17 protein-coding genes and 1 pseudogene are annotated in these 19,832 nt (G+C 69.2%); 12 read left to right on the top strand and 6 right to left on the bottom strand.

Translation table 11 applies throughout. The features are described 5' to 3' along the window. Positions 1-35: 35 nt before the first annotated feature. From ACZ3TS_RS30785 to ACZ3TS_RS30830, 10 genes are all read left to right on the top strand, one after another. Entirely contained in the window at positions 36-800 is a 765-nt protein-coding gene (locus tag ACZ3TS_RS30785) for a 2,3-bisphosphoglycerate-dependent phosphoglycerate mutase (protein ID WP_467624356.1), read from the top strand. A gap of 100 nt (positions 801-900) precedes the next feature. Beyond that, a complete protein-coding gene (locus tag ACZ3TS_RS30790; protein ID WP_467624358.1) occupies positions 901-2,034 on the top strand; it encodes a cupin domain-containing protein in 1,134 nt (377 codons plus the stop codon). 34 nt (positions 2,035-2,068) lie between these two features. Continuing rightward, complete coding sequence (locus ACZ3TS_RS30795; protein ID WP_467624360.1) at positions 2,069-3,643, top strand: ethanolamine ammonia-lyase reactivating factor EutA; 1,575 nt, start codon at positions 2,069-2,071, stop codon at positions 3,641-3,643. A 278-nt stretch (positions 3,644-3,921) separates the two neighbouring features. Continuing rightward, a complete protein-coding gene (locus ACZ3TS_RS30800; RefSeq protein ID WP_467624362.1) occupies positions 3,922-5,025 on the top strand; it encodes an ABC transporter substrate-binding protein in 1,104 nt (367 codons plus the stop codon). Between the two features lie 39 nt (positions 5,026-5,064). Further along, complete coding sequence (locus tag ACZ3TS_RS30805) at positions 5,065-6,174, top strand: ABC transporter substrate-binding protein (RefSeq protein WP_467624365.1); 1,110 nt, start codon at positions 5,065-5,067, stop codon at positions 6,172-6,174. Between the two features lie 4 nt (positions 6,175-6,178). Next, entirely contained in the window at positions 6,179-7,984 is a 1,806-nt protein-coding gene (locus ACZ3TS_RS30810) for an ABC transporter permease (protein ID WP_467624367.1), read from the top strand. Between the two features lie 18 nt (positions 7,985-8,002). Next, complete coding sequence (locus ACZ3TS_RS30815; RefSeq protein WP_467624369.1) at positions 8,003-9,139, top strand: ABC transporter ATP-binding protein; 1,137 nt, start codon at positions 8,003-8,005, stop codon at positions 9,137-9,139. A gap of 3 nt (positions 9,140-9,142) precedes the next feature. Then, the gene (locus ACZ3TS_RS30820; RefSeq protein WP_467624372.1) at positions 9,143-10,372 is read left to right on the top strand and encodes an MFS transporter; all 1,230 of its coding nucleotides are present in this window, start codon (positions 9,143-9,145) and stop codon (positions 10,370-10,372) included. Positions 10,373-10,422: 50 nt separating this feature from the next. Next, positions 10,423-11,490 (top strand): cupin domain-containing protein, encoded by a 1,068-nt coding sequence (locus ACZ3TS_RS30825; protein ID WP_467624374.1) that lies wholly within the window; start codon positions 10,423-10,425, stop codon positions 11,488-11,490. 16 nt (positions 11,491-11,506) lie between these two features. Next, complete coding sequence (locus tag ACZ3TS_RS30830) at positions 11,507-12,394, top strand: AAA family ATPase (RefSeq protein WP_467624376.1); 888 nt, start codon at positions 11,507-11,509, stop codon at positions 12,392-12,394. Between the two features lie 72 nt (positions 12,395-12,466). On the opposite strand, the gene ACZ3TS_RS30835 is transcribed toward ACZ3TS_RS30830, so the two are convergent. Together ACZ3TS_RS30835 and ACZ3TS_RS30840 are read right to left on the bottom strand one after the other, a co-directional pair. Continuing rightward, on the bottom strand, positions 12,467-13,477 hold the full coding sequence (locus ACZ3TS_RS30835) for a cupin domain-containing protein (protein WP_467624379.1): 1,011 nt from the start codon (positions 13,475-13,477) through the stop codon (positions 12,467-12,469). Positions 13,478-13,594: 117 nt separating this feature from the next. Further along, positions 13,595-14,380: a FadR/GntR family transcriptional regulator gene (locus ACZ3TS_RS30840; RefSeq protein WP_467624381.1), complete on the bottom strand. Its 786-nt coding sequence runs from the start codon at positions 14,378-14,380 to the stop codon at positions 13,595-13,597. A 100-nt stretch (positions 14,381-14,480) separates the two neighbouring features. On the opposite strand from ACZ3TS_RS30840, the gene phtC reads away from it, so the two are divergent. Both phtC and ACZ3TS_RS30850 read left to right on the top strand, forming a co-directional pair. Further along, a complete protein-coding gene (phtC, locus tag ACZ3TS_RS30845) occupies positions 14,481-15,233 on the top strand; it encodes a 3,4-dihydroxyphthalate decarboxylase (RefSeq protein WP_467624382.1) in 753 nt (250 codons plus the stop codon). 40 nt (positions 15,234-15,273) lie between these two features. Further along, the gene (locus ACZ3TS_RS30850; RefSeq protein ID WP_467624385.1) at positions 15,274-16,371 is read left to right on the top strand and encodes an ornithine cyclodeaminase family protein; all 1,098 of its coding nucleotides are present in this window, start codon (positions 15,274-15,276) and stop codon (positions 16,369-16,371) included. Positions 16,372-16,729: 358 nt separating this feature from the next. On the opposite strand, the gene ACZ3TS_RS30855 is transcribed toward ACZ3TS_RS30850, so the two are convergent. From ACZ3TS_RS30855 to ACZ3TS_RS30870, 4 genes and pseudogenes are all read right to left on the bottom strand, one after another. Next, on the bottom strand, positions 16,730-17,215 hold the full coding sequence (locus ACZ3TS_RS30855; RefSeq protein ID WP_467624445.1) for an SDR family oxidoreductase: 486 nt from the start codon (positions 17,213-17,215) through the stop codon (positions 16,730-16,732). A 245-nt stretch (positions 17,216-17,460) separates the two neighbouring features. Next, a complete protein-coding gene (locus ACZ3TS_RS30860) occupies positions 17,461-18,321 on the bottom strand; it encodes a DUF427 domain-containing protein (RefSeq protein WP_467624388.1) in 861 nt (286 codons plus the stop codon). A 217-nt stretch (positions 18,322-18,538) separates the two neighbouring features. After that, positions 18,539-18,820 (bottom strand): annotated as a pseudogene (locus tag ACZ3TS_RS30865) (ATP-binding protein); the annotation flags it as partial. 77 nt (positions 18,821-18,897) lie between these two features. Next, the gene (locus tag ACZ3TS_RS30870; RefSeq protein WP_467624390.1) at positions 18,898-19,767 is read right to left on the bottom strand and encodes an alpha/beta fold hydrolase; all 870 of its coding nucleotides are present in this window, start codon (positions 19,765-19,767) and stop codon (positions 18,898-18,900) included. Between the last annotated feature and the right edge of the window lie 65 nt (positions 19,768-19,832).

The raw sequence follows: 19,832 nt of genomic DNA on the forward strand, positions 1-19,832 counted from the left end.
AACAAGAGACGGGACGCGGGATCACAATCGGCGGCATGCGCACACTGATCCTGCTTCGCCACGGCGAGAGCGAATGGAACGCCAGAAACCTGTTCACCGGTTGGATCGATGTCGGTCTGACATCGCGCGGTGAGCAACAAGCCAGAACCAGCGGGGTGTTGCTGCGCACCGTCGGCCTCGCCCCCGAGGCGGTGCACACCTCCGTGCTGACGCGCGCAGTGCGTACCGCCGCCCTGGTCACGGAGGCCGCCGGCTGCCCCTCGGTGCCCACCACCCGGCACTGGCGGCTCAATGAGCGTCACTACGGAGCCCTGCAGGGCAGGGAGAAGGGCGAAGTGCTGCGGGAGTTCGGCGAGGAGCGGTTCCGGCTCTGGCGCCGTTCCTACGACGCGGTCCCGCCGCCGGCCGTGGATGGTTCCGCGGACACAGGGGCGGACGATCCGCGGTATGCGGGAGTGCCACGCGGCCTCCTGCCGCGCACCGAGTCGCTGGCCGATGTCACCGCCAGGCTGCTGCCCTACTGGCACGACGCCGTCCTGCCCGATCTTCGCGCAGGCCGCACGACGCTGGTCGTCGCGCACAGCAACTCGCTGCGGGCCCTCGTCGCGCATCTGGACCGGTTGAGCCGCGACGAGCTAGCGGACCTGAACATCCCCAAGGCCATGCCCCTGTGCTACGACCTCGACGAGGACCTGGTGCCACTCGTGCGGGGCGGCCGCTATCTGGACCCGGAGGCGGCGGTCGAGGCCGCCGCCGCGGTGGCCGACGAGGGATTCCGATCATCGCGCACGAGTCGTTGACGCCCACAAGTGGTGGACTTATGGTTCTACCAATCCCCATCTCACCGATGCCCTGTCAACGCACGTCACGTCGCGAGAGCCGACCAGGAAGGGCCGCCGTATGGCCAAGGATGCGATCGTCAATGACTCCCTGGCGGCGAAGTTCGCCACGGAGAAGGACTCCCCCTACACCCGCTGGGTCGCCGCGGAGGGGCTGGACATCATCGCCGCCCACTATGTGCCCGACCTGCGTACCGTCGAGCTGAAGCCGTGGGAGCGGCGCGGCGGCCGGGGTGTGTTCATCAACCACGAGGCCACCCGCACCTCCAACGACTGCTACGTCTGCGAGATCCCGGCGGGCGGCAAGCTGGCCCCGCAGCGGCAGCTGTTCGAAGAGATGATCCTGATCCTGGACGGCCAGGGATCGACGAAGGTCTGGAACGACGCGGGCGCCGAGGTCACCTTCGAGTGGCAGGCGGGTTCGATGTTCGCCATCCCGCTCAACGCCCACCACCAGCATTTCAACGGCTCCGGCCGCAAGGCTGCGCGCTTCGTCTCCTCGACGAACATGCCTCCCGTCATCAACCTCTACGACGCCGCCGACTTCGTCTTCAACACCCCGAGGGACTTCCCGGACCGCTTCAACGGCGAGCCCGACTACTTCTCGCCCAAGGGCGAGCAGAGGGGCCTGCTGCTCGACACCAATTTCGTCGCGGACGCGGTCAACCTGCCGTTGATCGAGGCCAAGGAGCGGGGCGCGGGCGGCGGCCACATCCGCTTCGCGATGGCCAGGGGGTCGATGAACAGCCACATCTCGCAGTTCCCCACGGCGACCTACAAGAAGGGACACCGGCACGGACCGGGCGCCCATGTCATCATCCTCTCCGGCGAGGGCTACAGCCTGATGTGGCCGGAGGGCGAGGAGCCCCGCCGCTACGAGTGGGGACCAGGCACACTGATCGTCCCCCCGAACATGTGGTTCCACCAGCACTTCAACACTGGGACCGAACCGAGCCGCTACCTCGCGTTCAAGCACGAGGTCGTCTCCGTGCGCAACGCCCAGGGAGTGCCGAAGGCCTGGATCAGCCGGCGCATCGGCGGCGACCAGATCGACTACGCCGACGAGTCGCCGTACGTGCGCGAGACGTTCCGCGAGGCCCTGGCCAAGCACGATATGGAGCCGCAGATGGACGCCGTCTACGAGGCGGAGCTCGCCACGCTTCCGCCGCAGCCGGATCGGTCCGCGACCGTCTGACGGAGGATTTCGACGTCCGTTGAGGAGCGCGGCCGTGCGGCATGCCCAAGAACACAGCCAACCCGACGGGGTGCGCACGGTCTATTCGGCGTACACCCCCGACCACGACCACATACACGACGACGAGGCACTCCGGGCGCTGGAGGACAACCCGATCTGGCAACAGGACAACGTCACGCTGCACAGCGTCGGGATCGACATCGGGTCGTCCGGTACGCAGGTCGTGTTCTCACGGCTGCATCTGCGGCGCATCGGCGAGGACCTGACCAGCCGCTACCTCGTGGTGCGGCGGGAGACCCTCCACCGCTCTCCGGTGGAACTCACGCCGTACGCGAGCGATGAGCACATCGACGCCGGCGCGCTCGGCTCGATCATCGACGCGGCGTACCAGGCGGCGGCCGTCGACCCGGCCGGCGTGGACACCGGTGTGGTGATCCTCACCGGCGAGGCGCTGCGACGCCGCAACGCGGAGGCGATCGCTGGCGTCCTGGCCGAGCGCGGGGGCGAGCTGGTCAACGCGAGCGCGGGTCATCATATGGAGGCCATGCTGGCCGCCTATGGTTCGGGAGCGGCGAAGGCCTCGTACGACACCGGGCGGCGCATCCTCAACGTCGACATCGGCGGCGGGACCACCAAGCTCGCCGTTCTCGACGGGGGGCGGGTCACGGCGACCGCCGCCGTGCACATCGGCGGCCGCCTGCAGGTGGTCGACTCCGCAGGGCGCATCGTACGGCTCGATCCGGCGGGGAAGATGCACGCCACCCGCGCCGGGTTCACCTGGGAACCCGGTGACACCGTCCGCGGTGACGAGCTGGACCGGGTGGCGGAGTCCATGGCCGACGCGCTGATCCAGGCCGTCACGGCCGAGCCGCTCCCCGCGCAGGTCCGCGAGCTGTACCTCACCGAGCCGCTGCCGAAGATCCGGCCGGTCGAGGGGGTGATGTTCTCCGGCGGAGTCGCGGAATACGTCTACGGCCGCGAGCACGAGGACTTCGGTGATCTCGGTCGCCGCCTGGGCCGTGCGCTGCGGCGCCGGGCGGACGACGGCGCGCTGCCGTATCCGCTGCTGCCGCCGGGTGAGTGCATCCGGGCGACGGCGCTGGGGGCGTCCGAGTACAGCGTCCAGCTCAGTGGCAACACCGGGTGTATCTCCGCACCCGACGCGCTGCTGCCCCGCCGCAATCTCCAGGTCCTCAGGCCGGTGTACGAGCTCGGGGAAACGGTGGATGCACAGGCGGTCGAGGCCGCGATCCGCCGGCACCTGGTCGCCCTCGACGTCGCGCAGACGGGGGCGGACATCGCCCTCGCCCTGCCATGGAGCGGGCTACCGAGCCACGACAGGTTGCTGCCCTTCGCGCGCGGCATCCGGGACGCGGTGGCCGAACGGACGGCACAGGGCAGGCCGCTGTACCTCGTGCTCGACGGGGACGTGGCGCTGACGCTCGGCACACTGCTGCGGGAGGAACTGGACGTCACCGGGGATCTGCTCGTCATCGACGGGTTGAACCTGCGGGACTTCGACTACGTCGACATCGGGCGGGTGCGTTATCCGTCGAACACGGTCCCGGTCACGATCAAGTCCCTTGTTTTCGGTCGAGGTCCGAGCTGAAGGCCGGCACACCTGTGGCACGGCAGGCAGCTCACGTGTGTAAACCGATCCAAGCCCACGCGATAACAATCGGGTAAATCTCCTGTCCGATGGTTAGACCATCAGACCGCGCCTGCTGTTTCATGCAGGAATCCCCCCACACGGACGGACGCGAGCCGCAACCGTCCACCGGCCGGCTGACGACTCACTGACCCGCCGTCGGCGCGACCGCACCCTCCCCCACGCTCTGTGCTCTTCCGTCCGCCCCACGAGCCATCCGCCTCGCCAAGGAGTGTGCGATGCGTCAAGGTGCTCTCCCCGCCGGCCTCCTGGCCGTCGGCCTCCTCCTCGCCGGCTGCGGAGCCTCGCCGACGACGGGTACCACCGGCTCCGCCCCCGCCAAGAACCCCTACGCCGCGTACGAGTCGCTCACCGGCCAGGACCGCACGCGCAAGCTGCTCGCCGACGCCAAGAGCGACGGTGGCGTACTGGACCTGTACACCTCGAACACCGACATCCAGGACCTCGTCGACGGATTCCAGAAGGCGTACCCGGGAATCAAGGTCCACGCCTTCCGGGCCAACTCCGAGACGGTGCTCCAGCGGGCGCTGCAGGAGAACCAGGCCGACAAGCCGCAGAACGACGTCATCGACACCAACGACCTGGAACTGCGGGCGCTGGACGCGCAGCACCTGCTCCACCCCTACAAGGGGCCCGCCGCGGCCGGACTGAAGGACGCCGCCAAGAACCTCGGCGGATGGACGGCCGAGCGGTTCAACGCCTTCGTCGTCGGCTGGAACACCAACCAGGTCAAAAAGGGCCAGGAGCCCAAGGGCTTCGCCGACTTCGCCGACCCGAAGTGGAAAGGCAAGCTCTCCGTCGAGGTCGGCGACTGGGACTGGTACGCCTCGATGCACACCTACCTCACCGAGGAGAAGGGCATGAGCCCCTCCGCCGTGGACGCCCTGTTCGAAAAGATCGCCGCCAACGTCAAGGTGACCAAGGGCCACACGGTGCAGGGCGAACTGCTCAGCGCCGGCCAGTTCGCCGTGGCCCTCTCCGTCTACAGCCACACCGTCGACAAAGCGGCGAAGAAGGGCGCACCCGTGGCGTGGCGGCCGGCCGTCGAGCCGGTGATCCTGCGCCCCAACGGCGTGGCGCTGATGGCCCGCCCGCGCCACCCCGCCGCGGCGCTGCTGTGGACCGACTGGGTCCTCAGCGGCGGTCAGAAGATCATCGCCGAGTCCCTGCGGATCCCGGCGGCCAAGAGCGTGCCCGGCTACAAGGACCCGATCCCGGTCGGAACCACCACCTACAGCCTGTCGAAGACCGCCGAGACCGACACCAAGAAGTGGAACACCGCCTACGACGCGCTGCTGCGCGGAGTCCCCGCGGCGAGCTGACCGCACATCCCTTCCCGCACCTCTCCAGGAGAGCACCGCATGAGGACCCGTAACACCACCCTCGCCGTGGCCGGACTGCTGGTCGCGACCGTCACCACCGGGTGCGGCGGCGCCGTCACCACCGCGTCCGACGCCAAGGCGAACGGCGACTACGCGCAGATCGCCGCGCTCCCCAAGGACCAGCAGGTCGCCAAGGCCAAGGAGCTGGCCCAGAAGGAGGGCAGAACCCTCTCCCTCTACACCTCGATGACCGCGGACATCGCGACGCCCATCGCGCAGGCCTTCGAGAAGCAGTACGGCATCCACGTCAGCGTCTTCCGTGGCAACTCCGAGACCGTCCTCCAGCGGACCCTGCAGGAGGCCCAGGCCGGCAAAGCGGGTGCCGACGCGGTGGAGACCAACTTCCTGGAGATGACCGCCCTGTCCGACAACAACCTCCTGGCGGACTTCAACGGCTCCGCGCTCGACAAGGTGGAGCCGGCCGGCAAGTTCGCGCACTGGACGGCGAGCCGGCTCAACGTCTTCCAGCCCGCGTGGAACACCGACCTGATCAAGGCCGGCGACGAGCCGAACAGCTGGGAGGACCTCGCCCTGCCCAAGTACAAGGGCAAGCTGACCCTCGAGGTCAGCGACAGCGACTGGTTCGAGAACGTCACCAAGTACTGGCTGGACCACGGCAAGACGCAGGCCCAGGTGGACACGCTGTGGAAGGACATCGTCGCCAACTCCAAGGTGGCCAAGGGCCACACGACGATGATGCAGTTCCTCGCCGCAGGCCAGACTCCGATGGAGGCGATGAACTACACCTACATCACGGACCGGGCCGCCCAGAAGGGCGCTCCCGTCACCCACCTGCCCAAGGGCGGGGTGTCGAAGATACCCGCATTCGCCCGGCCCAACGGCGTCGGCATGATCAAGCAGGCCCAGCACCCGGCGGCGGCCTGGCTGTTCTACCACTGGCTGCTCACGGACGGGCAGAAGGAACTCGTCAAGCTCGGGCTCACCCCGTCGACAAAGGTCCCCGGGGACAAGAGCCTCACCGGCGTGACCCTCGTCCCCTTCGATGTCGAGGGGCTCAGCAAGGACAACGGCACCTGGGAAAAGAAGTACGACGCGCTGCTGCGCGGCGCCGCCACCGTGGGGAAGTGACCCGATGACCCTCGTACCCACGTCCACGGCCTCGCGGGACGACGGTCCCGAGGCCGGGCCGAGCCTCGCTCCGCGGCCCACCGAAAGCGGACGGGCGGGCAGGCTCGTACGGCTGTTGCGGCGTCCTCTCTCCCTGCAGGGCCTGCTGGTCGGTGGCGCCGTCATCGTGGTCGGCTACCTCGCGATCGTGCCCCTGGGCTATCTGATCCACGACACCTTTCTCAGCGCCGACGGAAACGGCATCTCCTTCGGCGCGTTCTCGCGGGCCTACGGCGGCAACTCGCAGTCCGGCGAGATGATGCTCAACTCCCTGTGGTTCGCGTGCGGTTCGGCCGCGCTCGCGCTCGTCATCGGCGTGGCACTGGCGTATGTGCAGGTACGGACTGACACCCCGTTCAAGGGTCTGTTCTTCGCGGCGTCGCTCGTGCCGCTCATCGTCCCCGGCATCCTCTACGCCACGTCCTGGATCTTCCTCGGCGACCCGTCGAGCGGACTGCTCAACTCCCTCGTTTTCAAGCCCCTGTTCGGCTCGTCGCCGATCAACATCTACAGCGTGTGGGGCATGATCTGGGTTCAGGGGCTGCACCTCGCTCCGGTCGCGTTCCTGCTCATGGTCGCCGCATTCCGTGCGATGGACCCCTCGCTGGAGGAGTCCGCCGCCATGTCGGGGGCGAGCAGACTCACCGTCCTGCGGCGCGTCACGGTGCCGCTGCTGCGGCCGGCGATGATCTCCGCGGCGCTGCTGATGTTCGTCCAGTCCCTGGAGAGCTTCGAGGTGCCAGGCCTGCTCGGACTGCAGAACGGCACTTACGTCTTCACGAGCAGGATCTACTTCGTCCTGCGGGCCTACCCCATCGACTACGGGGCCGCCGGTGCCTACGCCATCGGCCTGCTGGCCATCGCGGCGGTCGGGGTGCCGGTCTCCAGCTGGCTGCAGCGATCCTCGCGCAACTTCCAGACGGTGACCGGGAAGGCGTTCCGGCCGCGCCCGGTCGAGCTGGGCCGTGCGCGTCCGTTCGTCGGAGCCGGCGTGATCCTCTACTTCCTGCTCACCGTGGTCCTGCCGGTCGCCGTCCTCGTCTACGCCTCGTTGCTGAAGTACTACGCCGCACCGACGCGCAAGACCCTCAGCCAGATGACGCTGGACAACTACCGTTCGGTCCTCGACATGCCCCTGGCGTTCACGGCCCTGAAGAACTCGCTCATCGTCGGGGTGGGCGCCGCCACGGCGGTGATGCTCCTCACCGCGATCGTCGCGTGGGTCGTCCTGCGTACCAGGGCCCCGGGACGGCGACTGCTCGACCTGCTCGCCTTCACCCCGATCGTGATCCCCGGCCTCGTCCTCGGTCTCGCGCTGTCGTTCGTGTACCTGCGGATGTCGCTGCCGATCTACGGCACGCTCCTCATCCTGCTGGTGTCGTACTGCACGCGCTACCTGCCGTACGGCATGCGCTACTCCTCGTCGGCGATGGCGCAGATGTCGCCGGAGCTGGAGGAATCGGCCGCGGTCTCCGGCGCCTCGTGGTTCCAGACCTTCCGCCGTGTGCTGCTGCCGCTGATGAGCGGCGGCATCCTGGCCGGCTGGGTCTACATCCTGGTCGTGTCCTTCCGTGAGCTGTCCAGCACGATCCTGCTCTACAGCCCCGGTAAGGAAGTGTTGTCGGTGCTGATCTGGGAGCAGTTCGAGAACGGCCAGTTCACCACCCTCGCCGCCCTGGGCGTCTGCATGGTCGTCCTGCTCGTCGTCCTCGTCTCCGTTGCCTACCGCCTGGGTGCCCGCTTCGGGCTGCAGAGCGACTCCGCGAACTGATCGAAGGGACCTTCAGCGATGTTGACGGTCGAATCCCTCAAGAAGAGTTACGACGACACGGCCGCACGCGCCTCCAGGCGCCGGCCCGACGAGGGCACGCGTGTGTACGCCGTCGGCGGGGTCGACTTCGAGGTGCGCGACGGCGAGCTGTTCACGCTGCTCGGCCCCTCCGGCTGCGGAAAGACCACCACCCTGCGTTCGGTGGCGGGCCTCGAACGCCCCACGGAGGGCCGCGTGACGCTCGGCGGGCGGGTGCTGTTCGACGCGAAGCAGGGCGTCAACATGCGAGCCAACCGGCGCGGGCTCGGCATGGTCTTCCAGTCGTACGCCATCTGGCCGCACATGTCGGTCTTCAAGAACGTGTCGTTCCCGCTGGAGGTGATGCCCCGCGCCAAGCGTCCCGGGCGCAAGGAGATCGAGGAGCGTGTCGGACAGGTCCTCGACGTCACCGAGCTGGGCGCCTACGCCACCCGTCCCGCCACCAAGCTCTCCGGCGGCCAGCAGCAGCGCCTGGCCCTGGCGCGGGCGCTGGTGACCCGGCCCGAACTGATGCTGCTGGACGAGCCGCTGTCCAACCTGGACGCCAAGCTGCGCGAGAGCATGCGTTTCGAACTCAAGCGACTGCAGCGGGAGTTGAACCTCACCGCGATCTACGTGACGCACGACCAGTCCGAGGCGCTCGTGATGTCGAACCGCATCGCGGTGATGAACCGGGGCCGCATAGAGCAGATCGGCAAGCCACGCGAGATCTACACCAAACCGGCGACCCGCTTCGTCGCCGAGTTCATCGGCACCTCCAACTTCATGGAGGCCAAGGTCGTCTCGGTCGGAGGCGGTGAGGTGCAGGTCGACACGGCGCAGGGCCGCCTCGTCGCCCACCGGGCGGACCAGGCGCCCTCGGTCGGCGACACGGTGCTGATCTCGATCCGGCCCGAGTGCGTCGACCTGTCCCGCGAGCGGCGCGGCGACGTGCCCAACGAGTGGTCGGGCACCGTGCTCACCCGCGCCTTCATGGGCGATGTCGTCGACCACATAGTGGGCGTCGGCGGCCTGGAGATCCGCAACCGCTCCAATCCCAACCTGTCGATCCCGCCGGGCACCGAGGTGCACTTCTCGGTCGCCCCGGACAAGGTGACGCTCGTCCCGGTCGACTGACCGATGCCGATACCCGAGGTACTGCGCAACCGCGACTTCGACCTCTACTGGGGCGGCGTCGTCCTCTCCCAGATCGGGACCCGGGGCGCCGTCGCCGCCAACCTCTACCAGGTCTACCAGCTCACCGGTTCGACCGCGCAGGTAGGGCTCGTCGGTCTGGCCCAGGCGGTGGCCCTGCTGGTGCTGTCACCGGCCGGCGGGATCTACGCCGACCGGCTGGACCGGCGCCGACTGCTCCAGGTCACGCAGGGCGTCGCGCTGCTGGTGTCGGCGGTGCTCGCCGCGGTCACCCTCGTCGGCGCCGCCACGGTGTGGACGGTCGTCGTCTCGTCGCTGCTCGCGACGGCGGCGGCGACCTTCGACCAGCCCGCCCGGCAGGCGCTCATCCCGGCGATGGTTCCGCGCGAACGGCTCGTCGAGGCCTTCGCCCTGCTCAACCCCTCGCGCGAGCTGGCGGTCCTGGTGGGCCCCGCGTTCGCCGGCGTGCTGATCGCCGTCGGCGGGCCCGGGGCGGTCTACATCCTCGACGCCGTCACGTACGCCGTGCTCGTCGGCGTCCTGGCTCTGTTGCGGGTGCCGCCGCTGGCAGGCGGCGGCGAGCGGCGGTCGCTGCTGGAAAGCCTGCGGCAGGGTGTGCGGTACGTGGCGGACCGGCCCGTGGTCTGGCAACTGATGGGCCTGGACATGACCGCGACGGTGTTCGGCGCCTACCGGGTGCTGCTGCCCGCCTTCGCCGCCACCGTCCTGCATGTGGGCCCCACCGGCTACGGGTTGCTGTCCGCGGCGCCCTCGGCCGGGGCGCTGATCGGGTCGGTGTGGGTGTTCCGGCTCGTGCGCACGGCACGCGCCGGGCGGATCGTGCTGTGGGGAACGGCCGCGTACGGGTTGGCCGTGGTGGGCCTGGCCCAGTCGCGCGCCTTCCCGGTGGCGACCGTCATGGCTCTCGCCCTGGGGGCCGCGGACGCGGTGGCGACCACCGTCCGCCATGCCGCCGTCCAGGTGGAGACGCCTGACGAGCTACGCGGCCGCGTCTCCGCCATCTACCAGATGTGCTCCCGGGGCGGACCCGCCATCGGCGACTCGCTGATGGGCCTGCTCGCCGGTGCCCTCGGCCCCGTCGTCGCCCTGACCCTCGGAGGTCTGCTGCCGACGGCCGTCTCGGGCGCGAGCGCGGCGCGCAGCCGCACGGTCCGTGAGTACACCGTGCCCGCGGCCCAGCCCGCCACCTCCTGATCACCGTTCCCCTCCGACGCCCCTTGCCCTGCTCACCTCTGGGAGACACGTTGAGCACGCACACCACGACCGGGGTCACCCATTACCACGTACAGAAACGCCGACGAGCCGCCTTCATCGAGGAGTGGCGGAGAAACCAGCGCACCGTCGTCGCCCTCGAGGACGTCGTGATGCATCCCACCGAACGGGGCAGCCGCGTGGGCGTCTACGTCGGTGCAGACGGCGACCGGCCGACCCGCACGATGGACGCCCTGGCGCACGAACTGGACCCTGGGACCACGACCACGCTGCACCGTCATTCCTGGGACGCCATGGTCTTCGTCGTGGCCGGCTGGGGCTGGACCGAAATCGACGGCAAGCGCGTCGACTGGGGCCCCGGCGACTCGCTGCACCTGCCGGCCTGGTCCTGGCACCGCAGCGGCAACGACGGGGGCACGACGACGCGTTACCTCACCTTCTCCGGCGGGCCGCTGCTGGAGACGATGGGCATGGCCGTCCTCGAGGACGTGGGACACACCCCCGTGACGGATCTGCCGCCGCGTCCGCCGTACTCGCCGGGCCGTGACGGCGCCGATCCGTACGCCACGCGTCTGCGGCGGCTCGCCCGCGACCAGGATGCCCGCCGCTCCGGCCGGCTGCACACCAGCTGGGAGGAGTTGGAGCTGCGCAACACCCCGCGCGGCACCAGGACGACGTTCCTGCTGGACCGCGCCATCGGGTACCAAGCGTCCGGCATCACGATGGCCATGTTCGAGATCGGACCGGGCCGCGCCCAGTCGATGCACCGGCACCCGGGCGAGGCGTGGCTGTACGTCGTCGAGGGCGCCGGGGAGAGTTATCTGGGCACCGAGCCGGAGGGCGGCGAGCGGCACCCGTGGAAGAAGGGCGACATCATCGTCGTCGACCACTTCCTGTGGCACCAGCACATCAACACCGCGGCGGACCGCACGGCCAAAGTGGTGCGCATCCACATGTTCGACAGCCTGCTGGAGACGATGCGGGCTCTGTGCGATCCGCTGGTGCTGTTCGAGGAGCCGCCGGACCACATCCGCGACGCGCAGGCGGGCGACCCGTCGACGATCCACTGGCCGGCGCTGACGCGCCCCACGTGGCCGTGAACGGGGGACGCCAGCGGTGAGCACCGCACTGCCGCACGGAATCGCCGGAATCCACGCGCTGCCCGCCGACCACCACGACGGACCGTGGGACTCCGTGATCATCGATCCCCGCGTCAAGGAACGACTGCTCGCGACCGCCGTGCTCGTGCTCCGGCACGGGCGGCGGCTCGCGGGCTCACCCGTCGCACCGCACGGCCTGGTGGTGCTGGTCGGGCCGCCCGGCACCGGAAAGACCACGCTGGCCCAGGGCCTCGCCCAGGCCGCCGCCCGCGCGCTGGCTCCGCACGGCGCGACGACGCTCCTCGAGGTCGATCCGCACGCGTTTCCGAGCGAGATGCTGGGCGAGAGCCAGCGCGCGGTCTCGCGACTGTTCCGCGAGACGCTCCCGGAGCTGGCCGCACGCCGTCCACACACCCTGGTCCTCATCGACGAGGTAGAAGCGCTTGCCGTCCGGCGCCACTCGGCGTCCTTCGACACCAACCCGGTCGACGTGCACCGGGCCACGGACGCCGTGCTCAGCGGTCTGGACGCGCTGCGGGCCCAGCGCCCGGGCACCCTGCTCGTCGTCACGACGAACTTCGCCGAGGCCGTCGACGAGGCGTTCCTCTCCCGGGCCGACCTGGTCGTGCACACCGAGCTGCCCGACGAGTCGGTGGTCCCGCTGATCGTCGCCGACTCGCTGCGCGGTCTGGCGGCGCAGTGGCCCGAACTGTCCGCGCTGGCCGAGGATCCCGCTGTGCATCAGCGCGTGGGCAAGCTGCTGGCCGGCCTGGACGGGCGCCGGATCCGCAAGACCGTGCACGGGGCGCTCGCCCTGCGTGTGGCGACGGCGTGGCAGCCGTCTCTGTTGAGCGTCGACGACCTCGTCTCCGCAGCAGAGGAGGCCGCGGCAGCCCGCCCATGACGCTACGTACGGCCCGCAGGGCTTCGGCCCCACACCCATCGGCACGGTGTGGGGCCGAAGCGGTCGGGGGCGTCAGGCGGTCTGCGGGGCCTCGTACTCGGGAGCGTCCTCCAGGAAGTGCACCGTGTCGTAACCGAGGTGCTTGAAGACGCGGTTCTGCGCCGACAGCAGGCGCAGGGGCGTGCCGTCGTAGGCGAAGAGCTGGCACACGTGGTTCTGGGGCACGTACAGCGTGTCGCCCTTGGTGATCTCGTGCCGGGTCGGCTCAAGTGCGACCCGTGCGTAGTACTTCTCGGCGATCTCCGCCTCGACCTCCCACTGGAGGGCGTACCCGCTGCCGTCGAGTACGTAGAACACCTCGTCGGCCATCTTCCAGTACTTGCCCGAGCGGCTGCCTGCGGGAATGTCGAGCTCGAAGGCGTCGATGGAGAAGATACGGGCGTCGGTGCGCTCAGGAGAGGACATCACCCGGACCCGGCCCAGGGCGGTGTTCTCCCAGGTGGTGTCGGCGAGGCCGATGACCTTCTTGCGGTCCCCCACGCCGGGCGTCCAGATCCGCGACCAGTCCTCGCGGGGACCGAACTCGGCCTCGTGCGCGATGGGGCCACTGCGTCCCTGCTGCCACAGGCCCATGAACATCCAGGTGCTCTTGGCCTTCACCACGAGGGCGGTGGCTGTCTCGTCATAGGGGTTGAAATGGCGGTGCACGGAGTCGGTGTGGACGAAGACGAGGTCGTCCTTGGTCCAGTCGTAGCGCTGGTCGTCATGGATCTCGTAGCCCCGGCCCTGGAGGATGTAGAAGGCCGCCTCGTTCTGGTGGCCGTGCCCATGGTTGCTGGACTGCGGCGGCAGTTCGACGAAGTGGACCTGGATCGTCTGGGTGAGGAAGTCCTCGTCCCCCGGCCCCACACGCCACCACGTCCGGGACTTCTCGCTGTCGCCCGAGTGGGCCACCTTGGCGTCGTCGACGACCACGGAGTCGTCGCGAACCCGGTTGACGGCCAGTTGCCTGCGGCGGTACTCGCCGAGTCCGTACGTCTCCGAGGTCAGGCCGCGGACGAAGACTCGCCCCTTCTTGCCCATGGTGCCTCCTGTGATGGCCGAAGCCTTCTGATCACCTGATGGTCTAACCATAATGCCTATGCTGGGGACATAAAAGAGCCCCGGGCCCAACGGGACCCGGGGCTGCGCCACTTCCGGTCACCTGCCGCGGCCGGCGCCCTTCACTCTGGACGCGGTCCGCTTCAGATGTGTACGCATGATCTCCGTCGCGGTCTCCGCATCACGCGCCGCGATGGCCTCGACGAACTTGCGGTGCTCCTTCGATCCGCGCTGCCCCATCTGCGGCTCGATGCTCTGTGCCTCGCGCAGGCTCATGAGCAGAGGGCCGTGGAAGGACTGGACGAGCATCTCGATCGCGGAGTTGTGCGTGCACGCGGCGACGCGGGTGTGGAAGTCCGCAGACATCTCCATATCGTATGTGCCCTGCTTGACGGCCTCGGCGTGCTCGTCGCACAGCGCGCGGAGCGCGTCGAGGTCCTCATCGGTCGCACGCTCGACGATGAGGGGCACGATGCCGAGCTCGAACACGAGCCGGGCCTCGGTGACCTCGGCGGCGGTCAGCGGCGACAGCGACAGCAGGTCGGCGAGCCCCTCCCCGACCCGGCGGGACGACGGCGCCGTCACGAACGCGCCGCCGCGGGCGCCGACCCGGATCTCGACGAGCCCGCTGGCCTCCAGGCTGCGCAGCGCCTCCCGCACGGTCACGCGACTCACGCCGAACTGTGTGCACAGCTCGCGTTCACTGGGCAGCCGGTCACCGGGCTGGAGGCGCTCCTCCTTCAGGAGCATCCGGATCTGGTCGACGATCAGCTGCGAGACGCGACTGGAGGAGACCGTCTTGAAGAGCCCCTCGGGCGGGGCGGCCTGCTTGACGGTCGTCTCGTCGGTCTCAGCGCGCTGAGCCTGACTGGGTCGCGATGGCATGTGCGCATTGTCGCATGACCAGCAGCTTCGTTGACGTCCGCCGTCACAATGGCTTAAAGTCATACCAACAGACCAATAGACAGGGGCGGGCGAATTCCAGGTGGAGTCGTACGAAGCGCTGCGCGAACGTGTCGCGCTCGCGTGCCGGGTACTCGCCGTCACCGGCCTGGTCGAGCACATCCTCGGCCACGTGAGCGCGCGGACCGGCCCCGACGCCTTCCTCGTCCGCGGGCGCGGGCCCGAAGAGCGGGGGCTCGGCTTCACCGTCGTGGAGGACGTGCAGGAGGTCGACCTGGACGGCACGGGCGAGGTCCCGTCCGGCTGGACGGCGCCGAGCGAACTGCCGATCCATGCCGAGATCCTGCGGTCGCGGCCGGAGGTCACCGCCGTGGTGCACGCCCATCCACCCGCGGTGGTCGCTGCGTCCGTGGCGGATCTTCCCTGGCTCCCGCTCGTGGGTTCCTACGACATCCCGGCAGCCCGGCTCGCGCACGACGGGATTCCCGTCTGGCCCCGCTCGGCCCTGATCCGCCGCCGCGACCTGGCCGAGCAGATGGTGGCCTCGCTCGGGGACCGCCCCGTCGTGGTGCTGCGAGGGCACGGACTGGTCGCCGTGGGCAACGGCGACCCGGCCCAGGCCGTCGCGGAGGCCGTCACCCGGGCCCTGGCCGTGGATTCCCTGGCCCGCATGGCCCTCGCCGTGGCCGCCACCGGCGCTCCCCTGCGCCCGATTCCCGACGAGGACATCGCCGAACTGCCCGATCTGGGACCGGCGTTCAACGTGTCGGCGATGTGGCGCCATCTCGCGGCCCGGGCGGAGCACGAAGGTCCTGGTACGCCCTTGCGCCCCTGACCGGCGCCCCACCGGTGCCGAGCCGACCGAACGGAGGATCATGCTCGTCCTCGACAACCAGGTCACGGCCGCCGTGCTCACCATGCACGACGTGGTGCGCGCACTCGAGGAGTCGTACCGGGATCTGGCCGCCGGGATCGGCGTCTGCCGCCCGCGCATCGATCTGTCCCTGCCGCTGGACGACGAGCGCGTCTACCAGTGGGGAACGATGGAGGGCGGCTCGGCACGCAGCGGCTATGTGGCCATCCGCATGAAATCGGACGTACTCACGGAGACCGGTCCCCCGGGCCACCGGACCCAGAAGAAGTACTGCGTCCGTCCGGGCATGTTCTGCGGGCTTGTGCTCCTGCTCGAGGTGCGAACCGGCGAACCCGTCGCGCTGCTCAACGACGGGCTGCTGCAGCATCTGCGCGTAGGCGCCGACTCCGCCATCGGTGCGCGCCTCGGGGCGCGCGAGGACGCCCGTGTGCTCGGCCTGCTCGGTTCGGGCGGCATGGCACGCAGCCACGTCGAGGCTTTCCGCACCGTGCGCCCGCTGGAGCGGGTCCAGGTCTACAGCCCGACCCGGGCCCACCGCGAGCGCTTCGCCGCACAGATGCGAGATCTGCACGGCCTGGACGTCGTCGCGGTCGACGAACCCGAGAAGGTCCATACCGGCGCGGACATCGTGGCCGGCTGCACCGACGCTGTCGGCGACGTCGTCCTCGGACGCCATCTGCGTCCGGGTACCCACGTCACCTGCATCGGCGGGCGCCCCGACGCACAGGCACAGCGGCGCTTCGACGTGTGGTTGCGACTCGGCAGCACCAGTGTGCCCTCGTTCACCCCGGCCTGGGCCACCGACGACGAGTACGTCACGTACCGGGCCCAACCGGAGGCCGCCGTCTGGCGACGCCGCCACCACGGCAGCGGAGCTCGCCGACCTCCGGAGGAAGCCAGGGTGGTCCGCCTCGACGCCGTGCTCGCAGGCCGTGCCCGCGCCCGCGACGACGACGAGCAGGTGACGTTCTCCGAACGCGGCAACATCCAGGGAGCCCAGTTCCACGCCATCGCGGCGATCGTCTACGAGCGGGCCCGAGAGCGCGGCCTCGGCCACGAGATCCCGCGCGCGTGGCTGCTGCAGGACATACGGGACTGACGGCTCGGCGCGTCAAGTCAAGACCGAGACCAGCACGCCCCCTTCCGCCGTCCGGGCCACGTCGGCGTAGTGCTGCGGGTCCAGGACCGCATCGGGATCCTGGCCGGGACCTTCCAGGCCGACTGGTGGTGTCCGGAGTTTCGCAGACAGGCTGCAGGTGTGGTGGGTCAGTAGTCCGGAGGCCAAGCCCCACCCTGTTGGCCTGTAAATCGAAGGCGGATCGGGGTTCTCGACCTTGGACGCGATCTATTTACGAATCAGACGAGTGGCTGTCCGCCGTCGACGGGGAGGCAGACGCCGGTCAGGAACGTGTTCGTCATCGCGAAGAGGATCGCGTGAGCGACGTCCTGCGGGGTGCCTATGCGGCGCGCGGGTTGTGGGCGGACAGACGTGCGAACAACTCGGCCTTCTTCTGCTCGCCAAGTGCGTCCCACGCTCCGGTGTCGACCGTGCCGGGCGAGACCGCGTTGAACCGGATCGGTGCCAGTTCCACGGCCAGCGAACGCACGACGGTGTTGACGGCGCCGTTGGTCGCCGCGACCCCGAGGAATCCGGGATCGGGCTCAAGCCCGGCCACACCGGAGAGCAGGACGAAGGAGCCGTCGGCCGGCATCGTGGGCGCGAAGTGCTTGGCAAGCATGATCGGGCCGACGACTTTGGTGTGGAACGACCTCAGAATCGCGTCCGGCTCCAGTTCCCCGACGGTGCCACGGGCCCGGGCGCAGGCAGCGGCGATCACGTGGTCGACGGGGCCGACTTCCGCTGCAAGAACCGAGATTGACGTCTCGTCGGTCATGTCCACGGTGGCGACCTTGACTGCCGTCCGCTGGTAGCTCTCCCCCAGCGCGGCCTCGTCGCGGCCGGCCGCGACGACACGGGCCCCGCTTCAAGGGCTGCGTCACCGACCGCACGGGCGATGCCGCTGCCACGGCCCACCACGAGGACCGTTCTGCCTTGCAGCGACGTCGACATGGGATTCCTCCTTCGATCAATCCGCGCCGAGGCCAACACGCATCGGCTTTCGTTCCGCAGGGTTCTGACATGCGTCTTTCGGTGGCCAACGCCAGACTTTTCGCATATCGCGGAAGGTCAGCGGTTCCTGATCTCGTCGACGTCCAGACCTCGGTCGACGCCATGCGGCATGACCTTCTGCCCCGGCTCGGGTTCCAGGCGTTTGCCGTCGAGATAGACCTCGACCTGGTCAGGCTCGAACGACACCATGTCGCCGATCCGTTCGACCTCCCGGTAGGCGTCGCGGTACGTCCAGGCAGCGCGGCGCGCGTCACCGATGTCGTAGTAGTCGCACAGGCCCTTGTAGGGGCAGAAGGTCTGGCCTTCGACCGGGCGCAGTTGGTTCTCGTCGATGTCGGCGCGCGGGATGTACCAGCGCGGGGCGAATCCGGACTCGTACAGCACGACGGGGTGCTCGGAGCGGGCCACTACGGTGTCGTCGAGGCGGACTTCCAGGGTGCGGGAGGTATTGCGGATGTCGATGCGGTGGTAGGGGTCCGCGGCGTGTCCCAGGATGCGCTCGTCCTCCTCGTAGAAGGCGTCCATCGCGCGCCAGGCGAACGCGATACGGCCCTGGAATTCAGCGGCGTGCCCGGGTGGCGCGGTGAATTCCCAGGCGGCGCGTTCCGTGGTGCGGTCGCCGGCGTGCACCGCGTACCAGGCGGTGTCCCCGAGATCCTTGTGGTGGGTGACCTTGCCGCTTGCGACCAGGGCCTGTTGGTCCGCGTCTTCGCGGGGGAAGTAGGCGACCGGGTAGCGGCCCGGCTCGTGCAGCAGGATCACGTTCTCGCTGTCGGCGATCCAGGCGTCGTTGAACTTCACACGCATGCGGCGGCGCAGCCGCTCGGCGAACAGGAGGCGCTCGGGCAGGGGTTCGGCGGTGAGGAAATGTCCGATCGCGCCTTCGGAAAGGGGGCCTTGCTGCCAGGACAGTCCCATGGTGTGTTCCTTCCGGCTGCGGGGTGCGCTGTGAGAAGTGGAACCCCGGTGTGCGGGTGGGTGGTTGCCGTTGCCCGGTAAGGGCTGCGGGAGCAGCGAGCGACGGCGGCCTCGGGCCTGCGGAAGCAGATCCAGACGACCTTGCCGTCTCCCGTGCTGGTCCGGACTCCCCATCGTCGGAGAGTTCCTGGACGATGTGCATGCCTCGGCCTGACTCCCTACTCGCGGAAAGAGCAGGGACACGGACGCTTGACCGGCACGCGCTGTCGTGGACTTCAAGGTGGAGGCAGTAGGGGTGCCGGATGAGGCGGACCAGGTACTCCCCGCCGTCCGGGCTTCCATGCTGGACGGCGTTGCCGGCCAGTTCGGAGACACAGGCCCGGATGTCGTCGCGGCGTCGGCACCCGCCCCAGTCGTCGAGCGCCTGCATCGCGAAGGCACGGACGGTGCGCACGGTCTGGGGGGTGGAGCTGAAGGCGTGTTGCGTGAGATGTTGCATGACGGGTCCTTTGCCGACTGCGGCAGAAGGGACCTGCGAGGCCCGCGCCCACCACAGCCGCCTCGACCCTTGGCGCGTCAGGCGAGGACGCGGGCGAGGAAGTCGCTGATGTAGTCGGTGATGGTCTCGAGGTGGCTCTCCAGGGCGAAGTGCCCGGACTCGAGCAGGTGGACCTCGGCGCCTGGCAGGTCCTGGCCGAACGCCTCCGCGCCCGCGGGGCCGAAGATCTCGTCGCGTGCTCCCCAGACCGCCAGCAGCGGAACCTGGGAGTCGCGGAAGTACTGGTGGACCTGCGGGTAGAGGTCCACGTTGGTGGGGTAGTCGCGGAACAGCTTGAGCTGGATCTCGTCGTTGCCGGGCCGATCCAGCAGGGCTTGGTCGTGAACCCAGTTGTCAGGGCTGACGAGGCTGGGGTCGGCGACTCCGTTCACGTACTGGCAGCGTGTGACCTCTGCCGTCAGGGCGCCGCGCATGGGGGCTTCGGTGTCCGGTCCGGGCGCCTCGGCGTAGGCAAACACGCCGTCCCAGAAGGGCTTGACGAAGCCCTCTTCGTAGGCGTTGCCGTTCTGGGTGATGATCGCCGTGATGCGGTCCGGGGCCTGGAGGGCGAGCCGCCAGCCGATGGGGGCGCCGTAGTCCTGCACGTACATCGCGAACCGGTCGATGCCCAGCTGCCGGAGCAGGCCGGAGGTGACCTCGGTGAGGGCGTCGAAGGTGTAGGGGAAGTCCTGCAGGGTCGGCATTGCGGACTGGCCGAACCCGATGTGGTCGGGGGCGATGACGTGGTATCGGTCGGCGAGCGCCGGAATCAGGTGGCGGAACATGTGCGAGCTGGTCGGGAAGCCGTGGAGCAGCACCACGGAGGGTGCCTTCGGGCCTCCGGCCTCCCGGTAGAAGACCTCGAGGCCGTCGACGGTGGCGGTGCGGTGGTGGACTGCGGGGGCCATTTCCCTAACCCATCTATGGAGCTTCACTGGTTATGGAACCAGTCGACCATGCCATTTCTAACCCG

Source organism: Streptomyces sp. NPDC022910, from assembly GCF_055561075.1.

Bases quoted from the DNA above. Each gene is read 5' to 3' on its own strand.
- ACZ3TS_RS30840 (WP_467624381.1), bottom strand. From the start codon at position 14,380: ATGCCATCGCGACCCAGTCAGGCTCAGCGCGCTGAGACCGACGAGACG.
- ACZ3TS_RS30870 (WP_467624390.1), bottom strand. From the start codon at position 19,767: ATGGCCCCCGCAGTCCACCACCGCACCGCCACCGTCGACGGCCTCGAG.
- ACZ3TS_RS30850 (WP_467624385.1), top strand. From the start codon at position 15,274: ATGCTCGTCCTCGACAACCAGGTCACGGCCGCCGTGCTCACCATGCAC.
- ACZ3TS_RS30790 (WP_467624358.1), top strand. From the start codon at position 901: ATGGCCAAGGATGCGATCGTCAATGACTCCCTGGCGGCGAAGTTCGCC.
- ACZ3TS_RS30815 (WP_467624369.1), top strand. From the start codon at position 8,003: ATGTTGACGGTCGAATCCCTCAAGAAGAGTTACGACGACACGGCCGCA.
- ACZ3TS_RS30785 (WP_467624356.1), top strand. From the start codon at position 36: ATGCGCACACTGATCCTGCTTCGCCACGGCGAGAGCGAATGGAACGCC.
- ACZ3TS_RS30810 (WP_467624367.1), top strand. From the start codon at position 6,179: ATGACCCTCGTACCCACGTCCACGGCCTCGCGGGACGACGGTCCCGAG.
- ACZ3TS_RS30835 (WP_467624379.1), bottom strand. From the start codon at position 13,477: ATGGGCAAGAAGGGGCGAGTCTTCGTCCGCGGCCTGACCTCGGAGACG.
- ACZ3TS_RS30805 (WP_467624365.1), top strand. From the start codon at position 5,065: ATGAGGACCCGTAACACCACCCTCGCCGTGGCCGGACTGCTGGTCGCG.
- ACZ3TS_RS30820 (WP_467624372.1), top strand. From the start codon at position 9,143: ATGCCGATACCCGAGGTACTGCGCAACCGCGACTTCGACCTCTACTGG.
- ACZ3TS_RS30860 (WP_467624388.1), bottom strand. From the start codon at position 18,321: ATGGGACTGTCCTGGCAGCAAGGCCCCCTTTCCGAAGGCGCGATCGGA.
- ACZ3TS_RS30800 (WP_467624362.1), top strand. From the start codon at position 3,922: ATGCGTCAAGGTGCTCTCCCCGCCGGCCTCCTGGCCGTCGGCCTCCTC.